The 20,169-nt window shown below is 43.8% G+C and carries 16 protein-coding genes; 9 read left to right on the plus strand and 7 right to left on the minus strand.

The features are described 5' to 3' along the window. The first annotated feature begins 73 nt into the window (after positions 1 to 73). The gene (locus EWU21_RS04985; RefSeq protein WP_130895705.1) at positions 74 to 2,413 is read left to right on the plus strand and encodes a TonB-dependent receptor; all 2,340 of its coding nucleotides are present in this window, start codon (positions 74 to 76) and stop codon (positions 2,411 to 2,413) included. A 15-nt stretch (positions 2,414 to 2,428) separates the two neighbouring features. Continuing rightward, a complete protein-coding gene (locus EWU21_RS04990) occupies positions 2,429 to 2,935 on the plus strand; it encodes a PepSY domain-containing protein (protein ID WP_130895706.1) in 507 nt (168 codons plus the stop codon). Here EWU21_RS04990 and EWU21_RS04995 read toward each other — a convergent pair. Beyond that, positions 2,932 to 3,501: a methyltransferase family protein gene (locus EWU21_RS04995; RefSeq protein WP_130895707.1), complete on the minus strand. Its 570-nt coding sequence runs from the start codon at positions 3,499 to 3,501 to the stop codon at positions 2,932 to 2,934. The two genes, EWU21_RS04990 and EWU21_RS04995, sit on opposite strands and share 4 nt — an antisense overlap. A 119-nt stretch (positions 3,502 to 3,620) precedes the next feature. Here EWU21_RS04995 and EWU21_RS05000 point away from each other — a divergent pair, with 119 nt between their 5' ends. Next, the gene (locus EWU21_RS05000) at positions 3,621 to 4,538 is read left to right on the plus strand and encodes a TolB family protein (RefSeq protein WP_130895708.1); all 918 of its coding nucleotides are present in this window, start codon (positions 3,621 to 3,623) and stop codon (positions 4,536 to 4,538) included. Positions 4,539 to 4,568: 30 nt separating this feature from the next. Further along, entirely contained in the window at positions 4,569 to 5,969 is a 1,401-nt protein-coding gene (locus EWU21_RS05005) for a Gfo/Idh/MocA family protein (RefSeq protein ID WP_130895709.1), read from the plus strand. 53 nt (positions 5,970 to 6,022) lie between these two features. Here EWU21_RS05005 and katG read toward each other — a convergent pair whose 3' ends face one another. After that, positions 6,023 to 8,170 (minus strand): catalase/peroxidase HPI, encoded by a 2,148-nt coding sequence (gene katG, locus EWU21_RS05010; protein ID WP_236633189.1) that lies wholly within the window; start codon positions 8,168 to 8,170, stop codon positions 6,023 to 6,025. Positions 8,171 to 8,431: 261 nt separating this feature from the next. On the opposite strand from katG, the gene EWU21_RS05015 reads away from it, so the two are divergent. Genes EWU21_RS05015 through EWU21_RS05030 form a run of 4 tightly spaced genes read left to right on the plus strand, consistent with a single transcriptional unit; the run spans position 8,432 to position 11,527 of the window. Beyond that, positions 8,432 to 9,328 carry a hydrogen peroxide-inducible genes activator gene (locus EWU21_RS05015; RefSeq protein WP_130895711.1) on the plus strand — a complete coding sequence of 299 codons (897 nt, stop codon included), beginning with the start codon at positions 8,432 to 8,434 and terminating at the stop codon, positions 9,326 to 9,328. A gap of 55 nt (positions 9,329 to 9,383) precedes the next feature. Next, a complete protein-coding gene (locus EWU21_RS05020) occupies positions 9,384 to 10,007 on the plus strand; it encodes a hypothetical protein (protein ID WP_130895712.1) in 624 nt (207 codons plus the stop codon). After that, positions 10,000 to 10,302, plus strand: a complete 303-nt coding sequence (locus EWU21_RS05025; protein WP_130895713.1) for a winged helix-turn-helix domain-containing protein — start codon at positions 10,000 to 10,002, stop codon at positions 10,300 to 10,302. The genes EWU21_RS05020 and EWU21_RS05025 overlap by 8 nt, the downstream gene beginning before the upstream one ends. A gap of 1 nt (position 10,303) precedes the next feature. Then, positions 10,304 to 11,527: a DUF4153 domain-containing protein gene (locus tag EWU21_RS05030; RefSeq protein ID WP_130895714.1), complete on the plus strand. Its 1,224-nt coding sequence runs from the start codon at positions 10,304 to 10,306 to the stop codon at positions 11,525 to 11,527. Positions 11,528 to 11,563: 36 nt separating this feature from the next. On the opposite strand, the gene EWU21_RS05035 is transcribed toward EWU21_RS05030, so the two are convergent. Beyond that, complete coding sequence (locus EWU21_RS05035) at positions 11,564 to 14,170, minus strand: outer membrane beta-barrel family protein (protein WP_130895715.1); 2,607 nt, start codon at positions 14,168 to 14,170, stop codon at positions 11,564 to 11,566. Between the two features lie 134 nt (positions 14,171 to 14,304). Here EWU21_RS05035 and EWU21_RS05040 point away from each other — a divergent pair, with 134 nt between their 5' ends. After that, entirely contained in the window at positions 14,305 to 14,631 is a 327-nt protein-coding gene (locus EWU21_RS05040; RefSeq protein WP_130895716.1) for a DUF6370 family protein, read from the plus strand. Here the strand turns inward: EWU21_RS05040 and EWU21_RS05045 are convergent. From EWU21_RS05045 to EWU21_RS05060, 4 genes are read right to left on the minus strand one after another with little or no spacing between them, the layout of a single operon-like run. Then, positions 14,628 to 15,818 (minus strand): multidrug effflux MFS transporter, encoded by a 1,191-nt coding sequence (locus EWU21_RS05045; RefSeq protein WP_130895717.1) that lies wholly within the window; start codon positions 15,816 to 15,818, stop codon positions 14,628 to 14,630. The genes EWU21_RS05040 and EWU21_RS05045 overlap by 4 nt on opposite strands. Positions 15,819 to 15,862: 44 nt before the next feature. Next, a complete protein-coding gene (locus EWU21_RS05050; RefSeq protein WP_130895718.1) occupies positions 15,863 to 17,251 on the minus strand; it encodes a TolC family protein in 1,389 nt (462 codons plus the stop codon). Then, positions 17,241 to 18,539, minus strand: coding sequence for an HlyD family secretion protein (locus EWU21_RS05055; protein ID WP_130895719.1), 1,299 nt, complete (start codon positions 18,537 to 18,539; stop codon positions 17,241 to 17,243). The genes EWU21_RS05050 and EWU21_RS05055 overlap by 11 nt, the downstream gene beginning before the upstream one ends. Further along, positions 18,526 to 20,154, minus strand: a complete 1,629-nt coding sequence (locus EWU21_RS05060) for a peptidase domain-containing ABC transporter (protein ID WP_130895720.1) — start codon at positions 20,152 to 20,154, stop codon at positions 18,526 to 18,528. The genes EWU21_RS05055 and EWU21_RS05060 overlap by 14 nt, the downstream gene beginning before the upstream one ends. Between the last annotated feature and the right edge of the window lie 15 nt (positions 20,155 to 20,169).

The raw sequence follows: 20,169 nt of genomic DNA on the forward strand, positions 1-20,169 counted from the left end.
GCTTGCATCGCAAGCGATCGCGTTGTAGTTTTGGTTATTATTTTTAATCAATCTAAATAAAAACAACGCTCAAATGCTTGCTTCCATCCGCCTAATACTACTTTTAACCTTGTTTTCCCACGTAATTTTTGGCCAAACAGCTCAACTCGTGGGTAACGTTAAAGACCTTCAATCTAGACCCGTTTCAGGTGTCAGTGTCAGATTAATGGAAGGCAAGAATGGAAAATTATCCAATGAACAGGGATTATTCGAATTTCAAAATCTAGCTTCAGGAACCTATACCCTTCAAGCTTCTTTTGTAGGGTTCAAGACCTTGGTTCAAAAGATTCAGCTGGAAGAGGGGAAGACGCTTTCTCTCTCTTTGGAACTGGTAGAAACCTCGACCGATTTAAAAGAGATTGTGGTAGTAGGTCAATTGAGCCAAAACGAAAAGCCTGTCAGCATAGGCAAGCTTCCCATCCGTCCCATGGATCTTCCTCAAAGTATGATGACATTAGATCATAGTTTGTTAGAAGCACAGCAAGTGAGAACCATGAGCGATGCCTTGATGAACACGAATGGCGTCTACATTATGGGTGCGACAGGGGGCTACCAAGAGGAAATTGCGGCGCGCGGCTTTGCTATGGGAAGTTCGAATACTTTTAAAAATGGGATGCGATTTGCGAACGGAATGATGACGGAATTTAGTGGGGTAGAAAAGGTGGAAATTTTGAAGGGAAGCACGGCGATTCTTTTTGGGAATGTGGCCGCAGGAGGGGTTTTGAATCTGGTGACAAAGAAGCCGAAGTTTACGTTTGGTGGTGAAATAGGATTGCGCGCAGGCTCATGGTCAGCTTTAAAGCCTACTTTAGACATCTACGGTGGCCTCTCTTCGAAAATAGCCGCTCGTCTGAATGCTAGTGTGGAGGAGGCGAATAGCTTTCGGGATGGCGTCAGTTCGAAGCGGACCTATGTGAATCCTTCCTTTCTTTTTAAACTAAATGACAAGACGGAACTGTTGGTAGAGGGGGATTATTTGCAGGAGGAAAGAACTCCAGATTTTGGCGCAGGAATTATTAATTACCAAATTGTGCAGGTGCCTCGGGAGCGTTTTTTAGGCGTCGCTTGGTCATACATGAAACAAGAACAGGCGAGCGTGAATTTAAATTTAACCCATCGTTTAAGTACGGATTGGACGCTGAAATTAATGGGCGGTTTACGCACAAATTCGAGCGACCTTTTCGCCAATACTCGTCCGAATGCTGGCGCCTTGATCAGCGCAGATGGTACTTGGGTGCGCAATTTGCAAAAGACGGATTTGCAGGAAAAATATGGCATCGCCCAAATCGATTTGACCGGAAACATCAAACTTGGCCAGATGAATCACCAGGTTTTACTAGGTGCAGATTCCGATTTTTTCAATACCGTGACGAATGCGTATAACAACTATGCGCGCTACGATACGGTGAATGTATTCGCATCACGTACCTATCAAAATCGAACAGATCAACCTACCTTAACGCGCGCCACGACTACCACGGGGCCGGTGAATCGCTTGGGAATTTATGTACAGGATTTGGTACATATCTCTGAAAAATGGAAACTACTGGCTGGGTTACGCTATTCTTATCAGCAAACGGCTAGCGAGGTCTACACATTTAGTTCTGCAAAAACGGCGGAAGCGGTCACTTTTGACGGCGCTTTTTCCCCTCGTTTTGGACTGGTTTACCAGCCCACAACGGCACATTCTTTCTTTGCGAGTTATGCTAATTCGTTCACGATTAATTCCGGCGTAGACATTAATAACCAGGCTTTGCCACCTTCGTTGATTGATCAATATGAGCTAGGTGTGAAGAATGAGTTATTCGGAGGTTTACTGAGTGCAAACGTGACGGCATACCGAATTTTGAACAATAATTTAGCCCAAAACTCCTTAATTAACTCCACCACCTATTCCTACGTAAAGGAATTAGCCGGATCTGTCCAAAGCGAAGGCCTCGAAATCGACCTCATGTCTAAGTCTATTCATGGATTTACATTGAACGCTGGATACAGTTTTAACGAGACAAAATACGTGAAAAGTAATACGTACATCGAAGGAAGTTTGTTGAAGTACAATCCCAGTCACACGGCTAATTTGGGCATTTCATATCGCCTAAATGGATTTCAAGCAGGCATAACGACGGTGTACATTGGGGAGCGTTTTGCGGGCCGTTCCACGCGCATTAAAGTAGATAACGACGCCTACAGATTAATCCAGTTACCTGATTATGTGCAAGCCGATGTATCTGCTTCTTATCGTTATAAAAACATCGCGATCAGAGCTAAAATGGCAAATATTGGGGACGTCATCAGTTATAATGTACACGACGATAACTCCGTGAATCCCATTGCGCCACGCAATTGGAATGTAGGAATTTCTTATCTTTGGTAAAATCAAAACAGACTTATGAGCTCGCTATCCACTAAAATGCGCACCTACCACCGTTATTTAGGCTTCTTTTTAGCCGGCATTATGGCGGTTTATTCCATCAGCGGAATCATCTTAATCTTTAGAGAAACCAGCTTTTTAAAGAGTGAGGTGCACAAAGTTCAAACCTTGAAACCCGGGCTAAAAAACGAGGAATTAGGCAAAGAATTACACTTACGCGGCTTTAAGCCGGACACGACGATAGGCGACGTGGTTTCTTTTAAACAAGGAACGTATAATCTGAAAACGGGCGTGGCTGATTATACGGTTTCTGAGCAACCGGCCATCGTGAATAAGATGACGAAATTGCATAAAGCCACCACGAATGATCCTTTGTTCTACCTAAACATCTTCTTCGGACTATCCCTGCTTTTCTTCGTGATTTCATCCTTCTGGATGTTCTTGCCTAAGACGAGCATCTTTAAAAAAGCGATGTTATTTACACTGGCTGGGGCAATTTTAACGATTGTGTTGTTGCTACTTTAATATAGAAGGGGGATAATCGCTTTTACCCTTTTTTGGTAGTCCAGGTATTTATCACCAAAAACTTCCACCAGCTTTCTCTCCTCTAAGCGGTATCCTATCAGGATATAGCCATAAGAAATCAGTAGGACGAGTAACATTTTTTGGGTGGGAACGAGTAGAAATAGGCCCAGGATTAAGACTATAGTGGCAAAATACAGCGGATGTCTCACGTATTGATACATCCCAGTAAACACTAATTCCGGTTTCGTCTCTTTCTTAAGGCCTAAAAATTCAGCCCCGTCAAAAGCTTTAAACGCTAGATACAAGAGCACCAGCCCCGTGATTAGCAGAAAAATCCCCAGCGGAACTAGCCAAGCAGACGCAAATAATAGAGGATCTGGGAGGAAGATGCTTCCATATAAAAGAGGGATTAAACCCGCGATGGCGATTAAATTATAGCTAATTCTGTAATAGGCGAATAGGGCAGGAATCCGTTTTTCAACGCTTGATTTTACCTCGTTAGAAGCCAGGAAACTATGGATAAAAAAATACATTATCCAGCCAAAACCTAAGAGGATGATTTCCATGTTGATTTTTGATAAGGAACAAATCTACGATTTATTAGTAAATGAGGGTACATCATTCATTTCGGTCAGGACATCAAAAGCTAATCTTTTTTCTATCTTGTAGTCTAAACCTATGAAACATGAAAAAAATCGTGATCCTCTTGCTGGGATTCAGCCTGTCTCTTTCTGCGCAGATCCCTGCCGGAAAGAAAGTGATTTCTTCTCTCTATGTGTATGATTTGGCCTCTGGCAAATCGGAATTAATCCTCACGGAAAAGCGCCATTTCGAAGCCCCTAATTGGTCGCGCGATGGCCAGTATTTGTTGATTAATGCGTACGGAAAGCTAGAGAAAATCAGCCCGAAAGGCATAAAATTAGGCGAGTTAAACACCGGATCGGTGGACAAAGCGAATAACGATCATGGTTATTCGTTCGATGGGAAATCCCTGTATATTTCGAGTGCTAAAGCCGAGATCAAAGAGCATACCTCCTTCATCTACAAAGTTTCTTCCGAAGGTGGAAATCCGGTTCAGCTTACTCCATTAACCCCCTCTTACTGGCATGGCATTTCTCCAGATGGCAAGACGATGGTCTATTGTGCGGCGAGAAATGGCAATTATGACGTTTATGCGATGTCTTCGAATGGCGGCGAGGAGATTCGGTTGACCTCTACAGAAGGCTTAGATGACGGTCCGGAATATGCGCCGGATGGCAAGCACATTTATATCAATTCGTATCGGTCTGGGATGATGCAGATTTGGCGAATGAAAGCGGACGGATCAGAGCCGGAACAGATGACCTTTGATGCGCACTCGAACTGGTTTGCGCACATCTCGCCTAACAATCAAGTAGCGACGATTATTACCTATATGGAGGACCAAAAGCAGGCCCACCCCTTTGGACATCAGGTAAAACTACGCTTGTTGGATTTAAAAACGAAAGCGGTGAAAGATTTAACAGACGCATTTTATGGCGGACAAGGGACCATCAATGTGCCTTCTTGGAGCCCAGATGGCAAGAAATTTGCCTATGTGCGCTATGCATTAGAAGATTTATAAATTCGTATATTTAGCAAAAACCTAGTTACTATGAACAAAGATAGCCAAGCTTCTAGACGGAAGTTTTTACAACAAATCGGCGCCACGAGCCTTGTGGCAGCCTCTTCTCCTTTTGCTTCTCTAGGCGCACAACAAAAAGCGGAAGAACGTATTCTGACCTATGAAAAACGCATCTCGGTGGGCGAAAAGATTCGCTTGGGAGTGATTGGTTTTGGGGTTCAGGGTCACTTTGACTTAGCCTCAGCGCTGAAAGTGCCAGGGGTGGAATTAGCCGGAATCTGTGATCTATACACGGGTCGCATCGAAAACGCGAAGGAATTATACGGGAAGGATTTATACACAACCCGTAATTACAAAGAATTACTAGACCGTTCGGATATCGACGCGGTGATCATCGCGACACACGATGTGTGGCACGCGCGGATTACGATCGATGCTTTGGCCAAAGGCAAACACGTCTACATCGAAAAACCGATGGTCTATAAAATTGACGAAGGTCCTAAGGTCATTGCCGCCCAAAAGAAATATGGCAAAGTCCTACAAGTAGGGTCTCAGCGCGTGAGCAGCATCGGCTTAGCGAAAGCGAAAGAGATGTTAGCGGCTGGCGAGATCGGAAAATTAAATATGGTGAACGCGGTCTACGATCGCCAAAGTTCCATCGGTGCTTGGCAATATACCATTCCGAAGGACGCAGACGCTTCGACTTGCGATTGGAATCGCTTCATCGAGGCAACCGCGAAAATGGAATTCGACGCGAAGAAATTCTTCTGGTGGCGTGCTTTTAAAGAAGTAGGAACCGGCGTGGCGGGGGATTTATTCATCCACTTATTGTCAGGAACGCACTTTATGACGAACTCGAATGGTCCAGAAACGATCTTCTCGACAGGGCAATTTAGCCACTGGAACGATGGCCGTAACTTACCAGATGTGATGTCAGGTGTCATGCAATATGGTAACACGGCGGAGCATCCAGCTTTCCAATTAACCTTGCAAGTCAACTTTGTCAGCGGAACGGGTGGTCAAGAGGTCATTCGTTTGATCGGTTCAGAGGGTGTGATGGATGTGAAAGGAAACACGATTTCTGTGAAGCATAGCATTATGCCAGAAGCTCCGGGTTTTGGTGGTTATGATTCCGTGTTTACACTACCTAAGAGTATGCAGGAAGAAATGACGCGCGATTACAACGCGAAATGGACAGACGCACAACGCAAACGTCCTACGAAAGAGGATGTGATTTTCAGAGCTCCTGCAGGATATGATGAGCACGTGGATCACTTCACACATTTCTTTGATGCCATTCGCAACGGGACATCTGTCGTAGAAGATGCGACCTTTGGATTTAGAGCGGCGGCGCCAGCTTTAGCTTGTAACGAAAGTTATTTCCAAAAGAAAATCATTCAGTGGGATCCAGTGAATATGAAATTAAAGTAAACAAAAAAGCCGGCTCTAATGAGGGCCGGCTTTTTTCATTCCTTAAACTCAACTTATTTAAACGTCACGTCAAAACGATCAAGGTTCATCACCTTTGTCCATGCTTTAACAAAGTCGTTTACAAATTTGTTTTGCACATCCTTGGTTGCATATACCTCAGCTAAAGCGCGAAGTTCTGAATTCGATCCAAAAATCAAGTCCGCACGAGTCGCCGTCGCTTTCACCGCACCTGTCTTCTCATCTGTTCCTACGAACTCTTCTTTTGTTGCGTTCGCTGGCTTCCACGTCGTTCCCATCTCTAATAAGTTCACGAAGAAGTCATTCGTTAGCGCATCTTTCTTCGCAGTGAAGATACCGTGCTTCGAACCATTGTAATTCGCGTTCAACGCGCGCATACCACCTGTTAACACCGTCATTTCTGGAGCCGTTAACGTTAATAATTGTGCTTTATCTACGAACAATTCTTCCGTTGATAACGTATACTGCGTTTTCAAGTAGTTACGGAAACCATCAGCCATCGGCTCTAATAAGCCTACGGAAGCTACGTCTGTTTGCTCTTGTGTCGCATCCATACGACCAGGGATAAATGGCACCGTAGTTTTAACCCCTGCATTTGCTGCTGCTTTTTCTACTGCTGCCGAACCACCTAGGACAATTAAGTCTGCGATCGATACTTTTTTCTTACCTGATTTCGCATTGAATTCTTGTTGAATTTTCTCTAAAACAGCTAAGACTTTCTCTAATTGCTTTGGATTATTTACCTCCCAGTTACGTTGTGGCAACAACCGGATACGCGCTCCATTAGCACCACCACGGCGATCTGAGTGACGGTAGGTTGAAGCAGAAGCCCAAGCTGTCGAAACTAATTCGCTGATTGATAAACCCGAGTTTAACAACTTCACTTTCAAGGCAGCGATGTCTGTTGCGTTGATTACTTCATGGTTTAAAGCAGGAATCGGATCTTGCCAAACCAATTGCTCTTTAGGTACTTCTGGTCCTAAATAAGTCGAGCTAGGACCCATGTCGCGGTGCGTTAGTTTGAACCAAGCTTTGGCAAAAGCCTTCGCATATACTTCTGGATTCTCTAAGAAGTTACGAGAAATTTTCTCGTAAGCCGGATCCACGCGCAAGGCGATATCCGTCGTTAACATCGTAGGCTTGTGGAAGGTATTTTTGTCAAATGCATCCGGGATAATGTTGGCGCTATTTTTCGCAATCCATTGGTTCGCACCCGCTGGGCTTTTCTCTAAAGACCACTCATTGTTGAACAATAAGTGCAAGTATCCGATACCCCATTGTGTAGGTGTCGAAGTCCACGTCACCTCTAAACCAGACGTGATCGCATCTTTTCCTTTACCAGATTTATAGGTGCTCTTCCAGCCTAGTCCTTGCTCCTCGATGCCAGCTGCTTCAGGATTTTCTCCAACGTTTGTAGCCGGACCTGCACCGTGTGTTTTACCGAATGTGTGACCACCCGCGATCAACGCAACGGTCTCCTCATCATTCATTCCCATGCGACCAAAAGTCTCACGGATATCTTTCGCAGAGGCTGCCGGATCTGGCACGCCATTAGGACCTTCTGGGTTTACATAAATTAAGCCCATTTGAACCGCCGCTAATGGGTTCTCTAATTTGCGACCCACTGAATAACGGTTTTTATCGTCTAACCATTTCTTCTCAGATCCCCAATATACGTTCGCTTCTGGCTCCCAAACGTCTGTACGCCCACCGGCAAAACCAAACGTTTTAAAGCCCATTTGCTCTAGCGATACGTTTCCTGTCAAGACCATTAAGTCTGCCCAAGAGATTTTATCGCCATATTTTTGCTTGATTGGCCATAACAAACGACGCGCCTTATCTAGGTTCGTATTATCTGGCCAAGAGTTCAATGGCGAGAAACGTTGTTGACCCGCGCGAGAACCGCCACGGCCATCGCCTGTTCGGTAGGTACCAGCACTATGCCAAGCCATACGGATAAATAGTGGACCATAATTACCGAAATCGGCCGGCCACCAATCTTGTGATTTAGTCAAGACAGCCGCGATGTCTTTTTTCAAGGCAAAGTAGTCTAGGCTCTTAAATGCTTTGATGTAATTGAAGTCTGGGCCCATTGGGTTTGACTTCTCGGAGTTTTGGCGAAGCATGCCCACATTCAATTGGTTAGGCCACCAGTCTTTGTTTGTTGTTCCAGACGCTTTCATTCCCGTGTGAGGATTGATTCCAGCATGTGGATTAACACCGGCTGCTGCATGTGGATTCGCACCGCTACCGTGTGGATTAGCGGCTGCTCCACCGTGTGGATTAGCATACTCTTGCGCGAAAGTGGCTGAACTAGCAACCAAACCGCAAAGGATAAGTAGTTTTTTCATGATTCTTGATTTTTAGTGGAGTGAAATTAAGAGCAAAAAATGAATAGAGAAAACTGAAATTTTCTATATTTGGCATAGATAAAATCTATAACAGTGAATATACAGCAATTAGAATACATACTGGCCGTTGATCAATTTAAAAGCTTCTCGAAAGCAGCTGATTATTGTCATGTTACGCAGGCAACTTTAAGCGCGATGGTGAAAAAGCTAGAGGAACAGCTGGATATCGTCATTTTCGACCGCAAGGCAAATCCCATCGCGACCACGGAAAATGGCCGGGAGATTTTAGTACAAGCTAGACAGGTAGTCGCCCACGCGAACGCGCTCTTATCTTCTTCTAAGGCGATCAATCAAAAGGTGGAAGGCCGGGTAAAAATGGGGGTGATTCCCACGATTGCGAGTTCCATGTTGCCCCTTATCTTGAAGTATTTGGTGGAAAAATACCCTATGCTGCAGTTAGAAGTGTACGAGGTGACGACGAATCAACTGATCAAGGATTTACGAGATGGTAAATTAGATGTAGGTATTTTAAGTACGCCCATCGCCTCTACTGAGGTGGAAACGGAGCTTTTGTATGTGGAAGATTTGTGTGTTTATGGTCATTTGCCTGCTGGGAAACGTTCCATTGAAAAAGCGGAATTAGCGAAGCAACGCATGTTTCTCTTACAAGAGGGTCACTGCCTGCGCGATCAAATTATTCAGCTGTGTGATTTGAAGAAGAATAAGTCCTTGCCGTCTAATTTATCGGTGGAATCGAACACATTTGATACCTTGTTAAATCTCGTGGATGAATTCAGCGGCTTAACAGTGTTACCTGCCTTGTATGTAGGCCAAATGAGTGAAGTTAGAAAATCCCATTTGATTGAATTAAAAGAGGGTTCTTTAACACGCGAAGTGAGTTTGGCGTATTACCGGCCCTATGCGAAATGGAATATATTGAATCGCTTAAAGGCTGAAATTGCGGAAATTGTGCAAGGCCATTTAGGGTAATCGCTTGTTTTTATGGATTTCCATTTTAACTTTGTATCGCAAAGTACTTTTTATTATGGAAAAACACGAAGAACAATTAGCCGCGATTCAAGAAATGCGGAATTTAATGGACCGAGCCTCGCGCTTTCGTTCCATTAGCGGACTCTCTGCTGCTGTGGCAGGTTTGCTCGCTCTACTCTGTGTGGCGGTGGTGAGTCTATTCACTGACATCCTTTTTGTAGAAGCGGAGGCCTTTGACCAAATGGCCCGCGGTACGTTTGCCACACCCGTTTTTACCTGTTTCCTGTTATTATTAGTGGTTTCTGTTGGTTTTGGGATAACGCTGGCAGCGAGAAATGCCCGTTCGAAAGGGCAATCAGCCTGGGATTCAGCCGCGAAAAGACTTGCCTATCATGTGTCCATTCCCCTCGTGGCTGGGGGTATTTTTTCTTTTCTGATGGGCCATCTTGGCTTGTGGGGATTAGTGCCCGCAATAACCTTACTTTTTTACGGATTAGCCCTATTTAATGGGAGTCATTATACGCTAGATGCTGTCCGCATTTTAGGGCTATGTGAGATGATGCTAGGTCTCTTAGCTGCCTTTTGGGTAGCGTATGGCCTCGTGATCTGGGTCGTTGGATTTGGTCTGTTGCATGTGGTTTTTGGCCTGTACCTTTATCTAAAATTCGAACGTGTCTAGTTATTTAACAGATTTCAATAAGGTATTTGAAAGTCGTGTCCGCCTGGGCATGATGTCGTTGCTCGTCGTTCAAGAACAGGTGGATTTTGGCCAAATAAAAGAAAATCTTCAACTCAGCGATGGTAACTTGGCCAGTCATATGGCGGCTCTAGAAAAAATGGGCTATGTGGAAGTTCGGAAACAATTTATAGGCAAGAAACCTAACACCACCTATGCGATCACAGCCCTAGGTCGTCAAGCTTTTGTCGAGCATTTAGCATCGCTTGAAAAATTAATTCAACAAATACATCCTTGATATGGAAAATCAAATCATACAACAGATTGCAAATCCGGCTGCTTTAGAGCAATTATACCGTTCTAATCCGACAGCGTTTTCCCGCGCCTTTCAAGTCGTTTACCCACAAATTTCTACTTCATTGGCAGCGCAGGTTTGGCAGGAGCGCTTGGCTAAATCGTCCACCTCTTGGGGGTCGAAAGGGGATTGGATTTTGCTTGTTATTCTCGCGTCTATCGTTGCTTTTTTAATGCAGATGCCAGATCTGTTTTCGATATCACACGATCTTTATTTCCCCCGAAATATGTCATTTATTGTGATGCCAGGTATTGGAGCCTATTTTGCCTACAAACAAGGTTTAACAGTAAGACAAGTAACAGCGCCACTTTTAGTGCTGTTATCCTCTATCGTTTTTATTAATCTTTTACCAGAAGGAAGTACCACGCTAATTTTGACTTGTCTGCATATTCCGCTTTTGATTTGGCTTGCGGTAGGCTATCTTTTTGCCGGAAACGACCCAGCAAAGCGGATGGAATTTCTACGCTACCATGGCGATTTAGTGGTGATGACGGCAGTAATCGGATTAGCGGGGGGCTTGTTTACGGGCTTGACTCTGAATCTGTTCCAACTCATAGGAATTACCATAGAGGATTTCTATTTCCAGTATGTAGCACTCTCTATTATGCCCTCGGTACCGCTTTTTGCCACTTTTTTAGTCCGTCAAAATGGGAGTCTCGTGAGCAAAATCTCCCCTGTGATCGCTCGTATATTTACGCCTTTGGTGACTATCACACTGGCTCTATTTCTAGGGGCGATTATTTATACAGGGAAAGACCCTTATAATGATCGAGAATTCTTAGTTGTTTTTAATGGGATATTGATTGGGGTGATGGCCTTGATTTTGTTCTCTTTAGGCGAAGCTACGAAGGCGAATGCTTCTCGCGTGCATCAGTATTTCTTGTTCGCCTTAGCGGTGTTAGCGATCATCGATAATGGGATTGCTTTGTCGGCCATTGGATATCGACTTTTCGAGTTTGGGATAACGCCTAATCGCCTAGCGGTGCTGGGAAGTAATGCCATTGTGATGCTGCATTTGATGCTGGCTACGAAGAAGCTTTGGGAGTTTTTGAAGGGCCAAAAAACGATCGAAGAAGTCGAACTCGGTCTCACCGCCTACTTGCCCATTTATGCTATTTGGGCAGCGATCGTCAGCTTCTTGTTTCCGCTGATTTTCCAGTTTAGTTAATAAAAAAAGGCCCGGTATTTTCGGGCCTTTCTATTTTTATTGCATCTGCATGGCATCCATTCCGCCACCAGAATTGTTCTTTTTCATTTGGCTCATATCGAATTTACCGAAACGAAGCGATAACGTCAGACGAATCATTTGCGGGTTCGATAGGCGGTAGGATGTCTGTGAGAATCCCTCTCCGAAAGAAACGCGGGTGTTTCCACGAGAACGGGTTAGGTCATTAAACGCTAAGGTCAAAGAAGCCATATCATTTTTCAAGAACGTCTTTTTGATCGCTAAATCGATGCCAAAGAAGGGCTCAATATATCCCTGCGATGAACTTTGCGTTTGCATACCCGGAGGGCCTTGCATTCCTTGGTTCTGTGTGACTGGCACATTCGTCTTACCCTGGTAATCGCCAGACAGCTGGATGCTCCATTTTTTGGGCAAAATAAACGTGTTATTTAACTTCCCAAATACCGTCCATAAAGCCTCATTTACCTGCGTCGCATCGATGTTCGAGATATTGATTTTCGAATTATACATATTCACGTTCGCCGTCAAATCCCACCATGTCTGCAACTTGTTCGTATAAGTGAACTCTAAACCATAGTTAATGCTCGAGTTCGCGTTCACAAACGTGTTAATCAAATCCAGTTTGCCACTAATTGGATTCGTCTCTTGTTTCAAATAACGCGTGATTAAATTGTCTGTGTATTTGTAATATCCAGACACTAAGAAAGTCGCAGACCCTTGAGACTTGCTATAGGAAAGCTCCCCAGATGTGGTGAATTCCGGTACTAAATCCGCGTTTCCGCGCTGGATGTTCAAGCTATCGCTGTAGTCTACGAATGGAATAATTTGGAAGAAATTAGGACGATTTACGCGGCGCGTGACGCTTAATTGCAATTGATCCGTCTTTGATAAATCTTTTTTCAAGAAGATAGATGGGAACAAGCTAAGCGGGTATTTATTGTTAAATGCCTGGTTTGTATTCAACAATTTTCCTTCGTATTCTGAGCTTTCGCCACGTAATCCGATTTTGTAAGAGAGCGTTTTGCTCGCCTTGCCTGAGATAGAAAAATAGGCCGCATACACCTTATTCGTACTCTCGTAGTTCGTCGAGGCAGAGGTGATCGTTCTATAAACGTCTGAGCCCACCGGTTTCAATGTGTTCGTATTCTCATTCGCTAACTCATTGATTTGCGCTCTTACACCCGTTTCGATGGTGCCCTCGTTTTTAATGGGTGTCACGTAATCTAACTGAACGGTCATGAAGGCATTTTTTCCAGAGCCGATGTTTTTCTGAATTTGTGTCCCAGTGATGGTATTGTTGTTTAGGTAATCCGTAGTGAAAGTACCTTCTCCTTTGTTTGTTCCGCCAAAGTAGTTCAAATCTCCCGTTAACTCTCTCCCTGCTTTCGGGTAAGTATGTTTGAATCCGGCTTGGAATCCAGACGGCTTAAATTCGCGGGAGCTCTCAGAAACGCGGTGACTTAAGGTAGTCAGCCCATTCACGGTACTTGAAATATAGGTGTCCTCCGTAGGCTTAAATTGACCGCCCCCACCAAAGAAAGCACCTAAAGACAAGGTCGTCCGATTGCTCGCTGCATAATCTGCTGAAACACGCGGGAAAAACATCACCCCTTGTGTCTTATTATCTGATTCTTGACTGACAGAAGACAAAATGCCACCTAAATCACTCGTACGCTCACTATTTCCAATGGAATTATTGCGTACACGCATGTTCATCAGAGTGGCTGTCAAGTTCCATTTGTTCTGTTGGTAGGTGAAATTCCCCATGATATTCGAACCGCCAAAACGATCCGCCCCCACGTTCACCATTCCATTATAGCCATTCTTTTTGTTTTTCTTTAACACGATGTTAATGATACCCGCCATACTTCCGGATGCATCGTATTTCGCGGATGGATTCGTGATTACCTCTACTTTTTCAATAATGTCGGCTGGAATTTGATCCATCGAAAGGCTGGTAGGACGACCATCAATAAACAAGGTCGGATTCGCATTACGCACTTTCACATTACCGTCGATGTCGACTTGCACGGAAGGGATATTACGCATGACGTCGATCGCGGTTCCACCCGTTGTCACTAAGTTTTGCGCCACATTAAAAGACTTTTTATCGATGTCCATTTCGACCAAAGACTTCGTCCCCGTCACTACCACATTCTCTAATTCTTTCGAATCCTGTGCTAATTTAATGTTCCCTAAATCTTTCTCAAAGGCTGCCATCATTTTCGCCATATCAGGCTGAACTCCTGGCTCCATTTTAGGCATTTCAAAAGCAACCGCTGCTTCGTAGTTTTTGTAACCCACAAAGGAGATTTTGATTTTTAAACGTGCGTTTACGGGAATTTCTTTGAAGTTAAAGTCACCGTTTAGTTCGGCTGTTTGAGCTTTCACTAAGATGTCTTTGCTTTGTTTTGTCGCCGGATCAACAGTCGTCTTTAGTAAAACAACAGAGGCGAATTCTACCGGTTTTCCCATTTCGTCTACGACTTTTCCGAAGACGTGACCTTGGTTTAAATTGGCTCCCGGTCCGCGGGCACCAGCTCCTGCAGGAGGACCTCCTGGAACTTGGGCAAAGGTGGAAATGGATAATAGCGCGATGAGCGCAGTAGCAAGTATTTTTTTCATTAGGTGGATTGATTTCAATTAAATTGTACCACAAAGGTACATTCAATTCTATGAATAGGCCATTTTTTCTGCCTGACGGTCGATTGTAGAGATGAATGATGGATATTGTGCGAGAAAAGGTTTTTCTTTACAGGATGAAAAAGCTCCTTTTACTCTTTTTTTTGTCTTCCTTCGTAGCAGCCGCACAAACCAAACCTGCTGGTAAACTAGACGCGTCTAAACCTGTTTTGGTCCTAGAAACCTCGTGTGGCTCTTGCAATTTTGAGATGCCTGGTAAGGAATGTTTTCTCGCTGTAAAATTCGAAGGGAAGGCCTACGCTGTGCAGGGAACTTCTATCGATGATCACGGAGATGCGCACGATGAGAAAGGGTTTTGTATGGCGGTGCGCAAGGCTAAGGTGCAAGGTAGTGTGAAAGACGACAAATTTGTGGTCAGCTACTTTGAACTATTAAAACCCTAAGCAATATACTTTCTCCCAATCCCAAACAAAATCGTGTTCGCTAGCACCGCACAACCCACGATGATGATGGCCATCGTGAACGGCGTTCCATCGAAAAGTAAACCCACTAAGGTCGCACAAACCGCACCCCAAGCCATTTGAATAGAGCCCAGCATCGCTGAAGCTGTTCCGGCACCTCTATGAAAAGGTTTTAGTGCGAGGGTCGCCACATTTGGGAAATTGAATCCTTGGCAGCCCATAATCAGGAATAAAAGCCCAATGTTTACTTCCATTGAAAGTAGATTTAGTTTCGCTAATACCGATAATAATATCCCTAAAACCAATTGCGTAGGGAGCGTCACTTTTAAAATTTGTAAGCTCGAATACTTTTTCAAAACAACGCGATTCAACTGACTCGCGGAGATAATTCCGGAGGCAACAATCGCAAAAATGAAGCCAAATTTAGACTCATCCACGCCATAATAGGTTAAAAATGTCAAAGGCGCTCCTCCTACGTAGGTAAAAATACTACCTGCACCAATGGCACCTGTAAAAGCGAAAACCAAGTATTCTTTCTCCTTAAATAAAGCCTTGTAAGCTTTCAGTATAGTGGAGATGCGGAATGGTCCACCGTGCTCGCGATTGGTCTTTTCCGGTAACCAGGATTTGATCAAGAAAATGATTACTAAAAGGATGAAGGCCAAAACCAAAAAGATCGCTTCCCAGTTCGCAATCGTTAACAATAAACTACCTAAAGAAGGCGCTAAAATGGGGGAAACCCCTAAAATCAAGATCATCAATGACATGACCTTAGGCCGATCTTTTTCTTCAAACGTTTCCCGAATAACGGCATTGGGAGCGACCATTCCCACACTTCCACCCAGCGCTTGGAACAAACGAAATACGACTAACATTTCCACAGATGTCGCAAAGGCGCAAGCGATCGAACTCAGTACATAGACAGATAATCCAATATAGAGGACGTTTTTACGACCAAAATGGTCTAATAAGGGGCCGCTAATGAGCTGACCCATACAGATACCAAAAAAGAAACTGGATAGCGTGTAGCCCATTTCTTCTTGAGAACAATGCAGGGCTGAGGCGATGTTTTTAAAGGCCGGCAAATACATGTCGATGGACAGGGGTCCAATGGCTGACAAGATTCCGAGTATTAAGATGATTTTCGTGCGGTTAGCAGAAGTAGGCATTAGAGAGGGGGTATTTTGAAGACGCAAAGGTACGCCTAATTATCCTAAATTAATACCCCCGCACTCGCCTGCAACGCATAGATCGTTTTAAACAAGTAGGCTTTTAGCTCCGTTAATTTCTCTGCCGCTTCCATCGCTTTTGTTTCCCTACTGTTAATTAAGAACAAAGAAGATTCTCCTTGCGCGAAGCGGGACTCCTCGGCTTTTACAAGGGCTTGGTAGTTTTTTAACGCTTTTTCCTGTGTCTGAATCTGCTTTTTTAAGCTCTCTACCTGATTAACATAGGCGTTCACTTTTACTTGAATCTGTTGCTTTTTCTTTGAGAGATTCAGCGACTCTTCTTCTATTTTTAATTTCGCTAAGGCATAATCCGCTCTCCCCTTCGATAGGCGTAAGGGCATTTCAAATTTAATCCCATACTGGTAATTATTCTCGAATAAAGGACGAGCCTCTAGGCTAGGGCTAAGGCCTTTAGACAAGGCATTATAGCTTACGTCGAGTTTTGGTAAGAGGCTTTGGAACTTCAATTTCTTCTCCACTTGCAATCCCTGTATTTTAAACTGATAGGCGCTTAAATCTGGATGGTTTGCATAGGCCTTTTCGAGCAAGGAGGAGAGATTCAAATCAAAGTCTGCGATCCAAGCAAATTCATTTGTGACTTCCGCCGGCTGCACTTCCGCAGGCAATTCCTGGGGGCTGTTATTTTCCTGCCACAAATAAACCGAAAGCGATAAGCGAGCGTTCTCTCTTTCGACCCATTTTGCCTGGTAGAGATTGTCGAAATATTGCAACTGTGTCGTTGCCTCGAGCGTATCTATAGCGGGTCTTTCACCTAATTCCACACTGCGCTTAACGAATGAAACGCGCGCCTCTGCGATCTGTAGGTTTTGATCTACAATCTTTAAAACGCGCACACTTTTTACCCAGTTCCAATACGACGCCATCGCATCGGAAAATAGGTCATTCAAGATGCTTCTTTGCTGTTGCAACGCCATCTGATTCATCAGCTTCGCCTGTTGTAAACTCGCTCTTCGCTGATCCATGAACAGGTTTTTCGCGAGTGGAACGCTGATGCCCAGGTAGCTGGTTTCACCCAACGTTTGGCTGGGGTTTAGACGAGAACCACCCAAGTTTTCTATACCGGAACTTAGTTCGATCCCGTACCAGGTGGGAATGCTTAATTCTGGTGCGTGGTATTCGTAATAGTTTTTTCCGTCGAACGTCTTTTGCGTGCTGTAGTGACTTAAGATGGGATCGAAACCCCCTCTGGCTTGCAGAATTTGAGCCTCTGATTTTTGCACACCGATACTCGCCTGCTTCGCGAGTGGGTGGTAGGTTTGCACGATTTTCAGAAACGCCTCGGGGTATAAAACAGGCGTTTGGGCAAAGCTGGTAAAGCTGAGAAACAAGAAAACGAGTAGACTATTTTTCATCCTTTGTTACCGTATAAAAATCGGCTGGGAAGCCATTGATATTTCGCCATAATTCGTACCAAAGTGGTACGTCATTTAACAAGGTAATACCTTGGGCTCCAGCGCCCATCTTAATTTGTTTAGGCCACTTTTTATCTTTCGGATTTTCCACCACGATCACCCGGAACATCCCTTTTTCATCGATGTTATTTTCGATAGCCCGAATCTTTCCAGGGAAAGTTCCAAAACTTTGGTCTGGCCATCCTCCCGCAAAAATGATCGCAGGGAAACCATCAAAAATAAATCGCACATCCTGACCAGGAGACACTAAAGGCAAATCTACCGGTCGAACATACATCTCCACCGCGTAATGGGTATTTTGTGGAACGATCGTCAATAACTCTTCGCCATCCTTCAAAATTTCCCCGATACCTGCCTTTTTTGCATTGATCACCTGCCCACTTTGTGGCGCTAAAATGTAATACATCCCGTCTCGAATGGTATAACTAGCGACTTGGTTCTCTAGTTTAGCGACGTCCCCTTTACCCGTCTCGATCATGCCTAAGCTTTGGAATTTTTCTCCCTCCGCCTTGTTCATTTTCTCGCTGTATTCTTGGTCCACTCCGCGTAATTCAATTCTTGTATTTTGAATCTCTTGTAGCGTTTGGTTTACCTTATTTTCAGCGGTTGTTTTTTTCGCTAAGGAATTCTGCATGGACGCATTTCGCTGCTGGAATTGTGTCTGAGAAATCAATCCCTCTTTGTACATTTTTTGGTTACGTTCGAACTGGTCTTTCACTAAGTTATACTCATTCGACGCAGCCTCAAACTCCGCTTTTTCTCCCGTCAACTTCTGCTGCAAAGCCGTGATCTTATTCGTTAATTGATCCTGCTTTAAAGCTTTGGAGGAACGCAAATTAGCGATTTGATCCTCCGTTGACTTTACCTTTTGTTCGTAATAAGAGACTGTCCCTTTTTTTGCATCCAGTTGCTCTTGCGTTCTCGAAATCAATTTAGGATCGAGGTATTCGGCTTTAATCTCAGAGATTTTTGCTAACGTATCTCCCTGCTCCACGAAGTCCCCTTCTTTTACCCACCAGCGGCTGATTTTACCTGCGATAGGGCTATAAATCTTTTGTGGTTTTTGTTCTTGGTACAGACTGGTAATCTGTCCTTTTGAACGAATGTTTTGGGTCCATGGCAGGAAAAGTACCCCCAGTAAAATAAGGCCTAAACCGATTAACCAAGGCTTCGTTGCGGGCCCTTTATCCCGTAGATAAATCTGATTAAATGACTTAAACTTTTCCATTGTTGATCTCTATTTTTTTGCCAAAAGTTCCATTTTCATTTGTTGAAACCAGAACTGTCGCCTTTAATTGTACTAAATAGGCTTGAATTCGTTTAGCCAATTCCGGCTCTAATCCACTCCACGGATTCTCTAAAAGTACTAACCTTTTGTCTCCACATAAGGCGCGCAACAACAAGATTTTCTTGACAATACTTTGCGGCGTCTTTTTCCCTAGTGGTTCTATATCAGTGTCAAAACCTTTTGTGAAATGATTCAAGAAATCAGCGAAGCCTAATTCGTTTGCTGTGGCTAAAATCATAGAGGGGCTTATGTCCTTATTTCCTAGACTAATGTTTTCCCAAACAGTCCCCTTAAAAATCTCTTGGTTCTGAAGCAAAATACCGGTGTGCTTGCGTAAACTAGCTAAGCTGTAATTTTTGATGGGTACTTTATTAATTAATAAGGTACCCTTAAAGTCAATATAATTTCCGGTGAGCACCCGCATTAAAATCGATTTACCTGCACCGGCAGGTCCGGCAATTTGAATTTTTTCCCCTGGATTAATGTGTAAATTAATCGAATGTAGGACGGGTTTCCCTGGTTCGAATTCAAAGCTGAAATTCTTCATTTCGATTTCTAAACCTTCTTGTGTATCGACGGTTAATTCTCCACTCGTTTCTAGTGGACTATCCGTGACACTGGCTAATTTCTCTAATCCAGTGAAGACATCATAAGCGCTATCTAAGCTGGTGATCAATTTTTCCACAGCTCCTATCACTAGCATGATCACGATTTCTGCAGCCACAAATTCTCCTACATTTAACTGTTGGTTAATTAACAAATACGAACCTAGCGTTAACATCAAGGTAGTTAGGGCTATTTTGAAAAAGATGAGTGACTTGTATTGAAATAATAGCACGTGAAAATGGGTGGTTCTTGCCGCTAAATAGCCCATCACATTTTCATCTGTTCGGATCAAATTCAGGTCAGAACCTTGGCTAAATTTGAAGGTCTTAATGGTCCGTGCGATCTCTCCAAAAAACCCAGCCACCTCATATTTATAGGTCGACTCCTCGATACTTGTTTCAATTCCTTTCTTCGACGTGTAAAATAAAATCAAACCTAAAAGCAGCAATAAGATCAATCCTAAAATGATAAATAAGGGGTGGTATAAGGAAAGCAAAATAATGCCAAAAACAATTTGCACTGTCGCCACTGGAATATCTAGGAGTAATTTAGCGAAGCCTTTTTGGATATTCAATGTGTCAAAAAACCGATTCACTTTCTCTGGGATATGGTATTTATCCATCTGCTTAAGATCCAAACTTGGAAGCTTTTGGGCAAAATCGTAGGCATAATGGGCGAAGATTTTCTGCTGAATAGACTCGATGATTTTCATCTGGTTGATTTGGAATAAGCCCATTAGAAATACGCCTAATACCACGAGAAAAATGAGTACGTAAATCGACGTCACCATGGTGGCTCCCATCACTAATCCGATGATGGTCTGTACCCCTAGTGGTAAAGAAAGATTCACGATACCACCTAAAATAGAAAACAAATAGATCGATGTAATCTCCTTTTTGTGATCCTGTATCAAGGCCTGCACTCGCTTCAATGGACTTATCTGTTGCATAACAATTGGATTTCT

Origin of the sequence: Aquirufa antheringensis, assembly GCF_004307425.1 — a bacterium.
GTDB classification, from domain to species: domain Bacteria; phylum Bacteroidota; class Bacteroidia; order Cytophagales; family Spirosomataceae; genus Aquirufa; species Aquirufa antheringensis.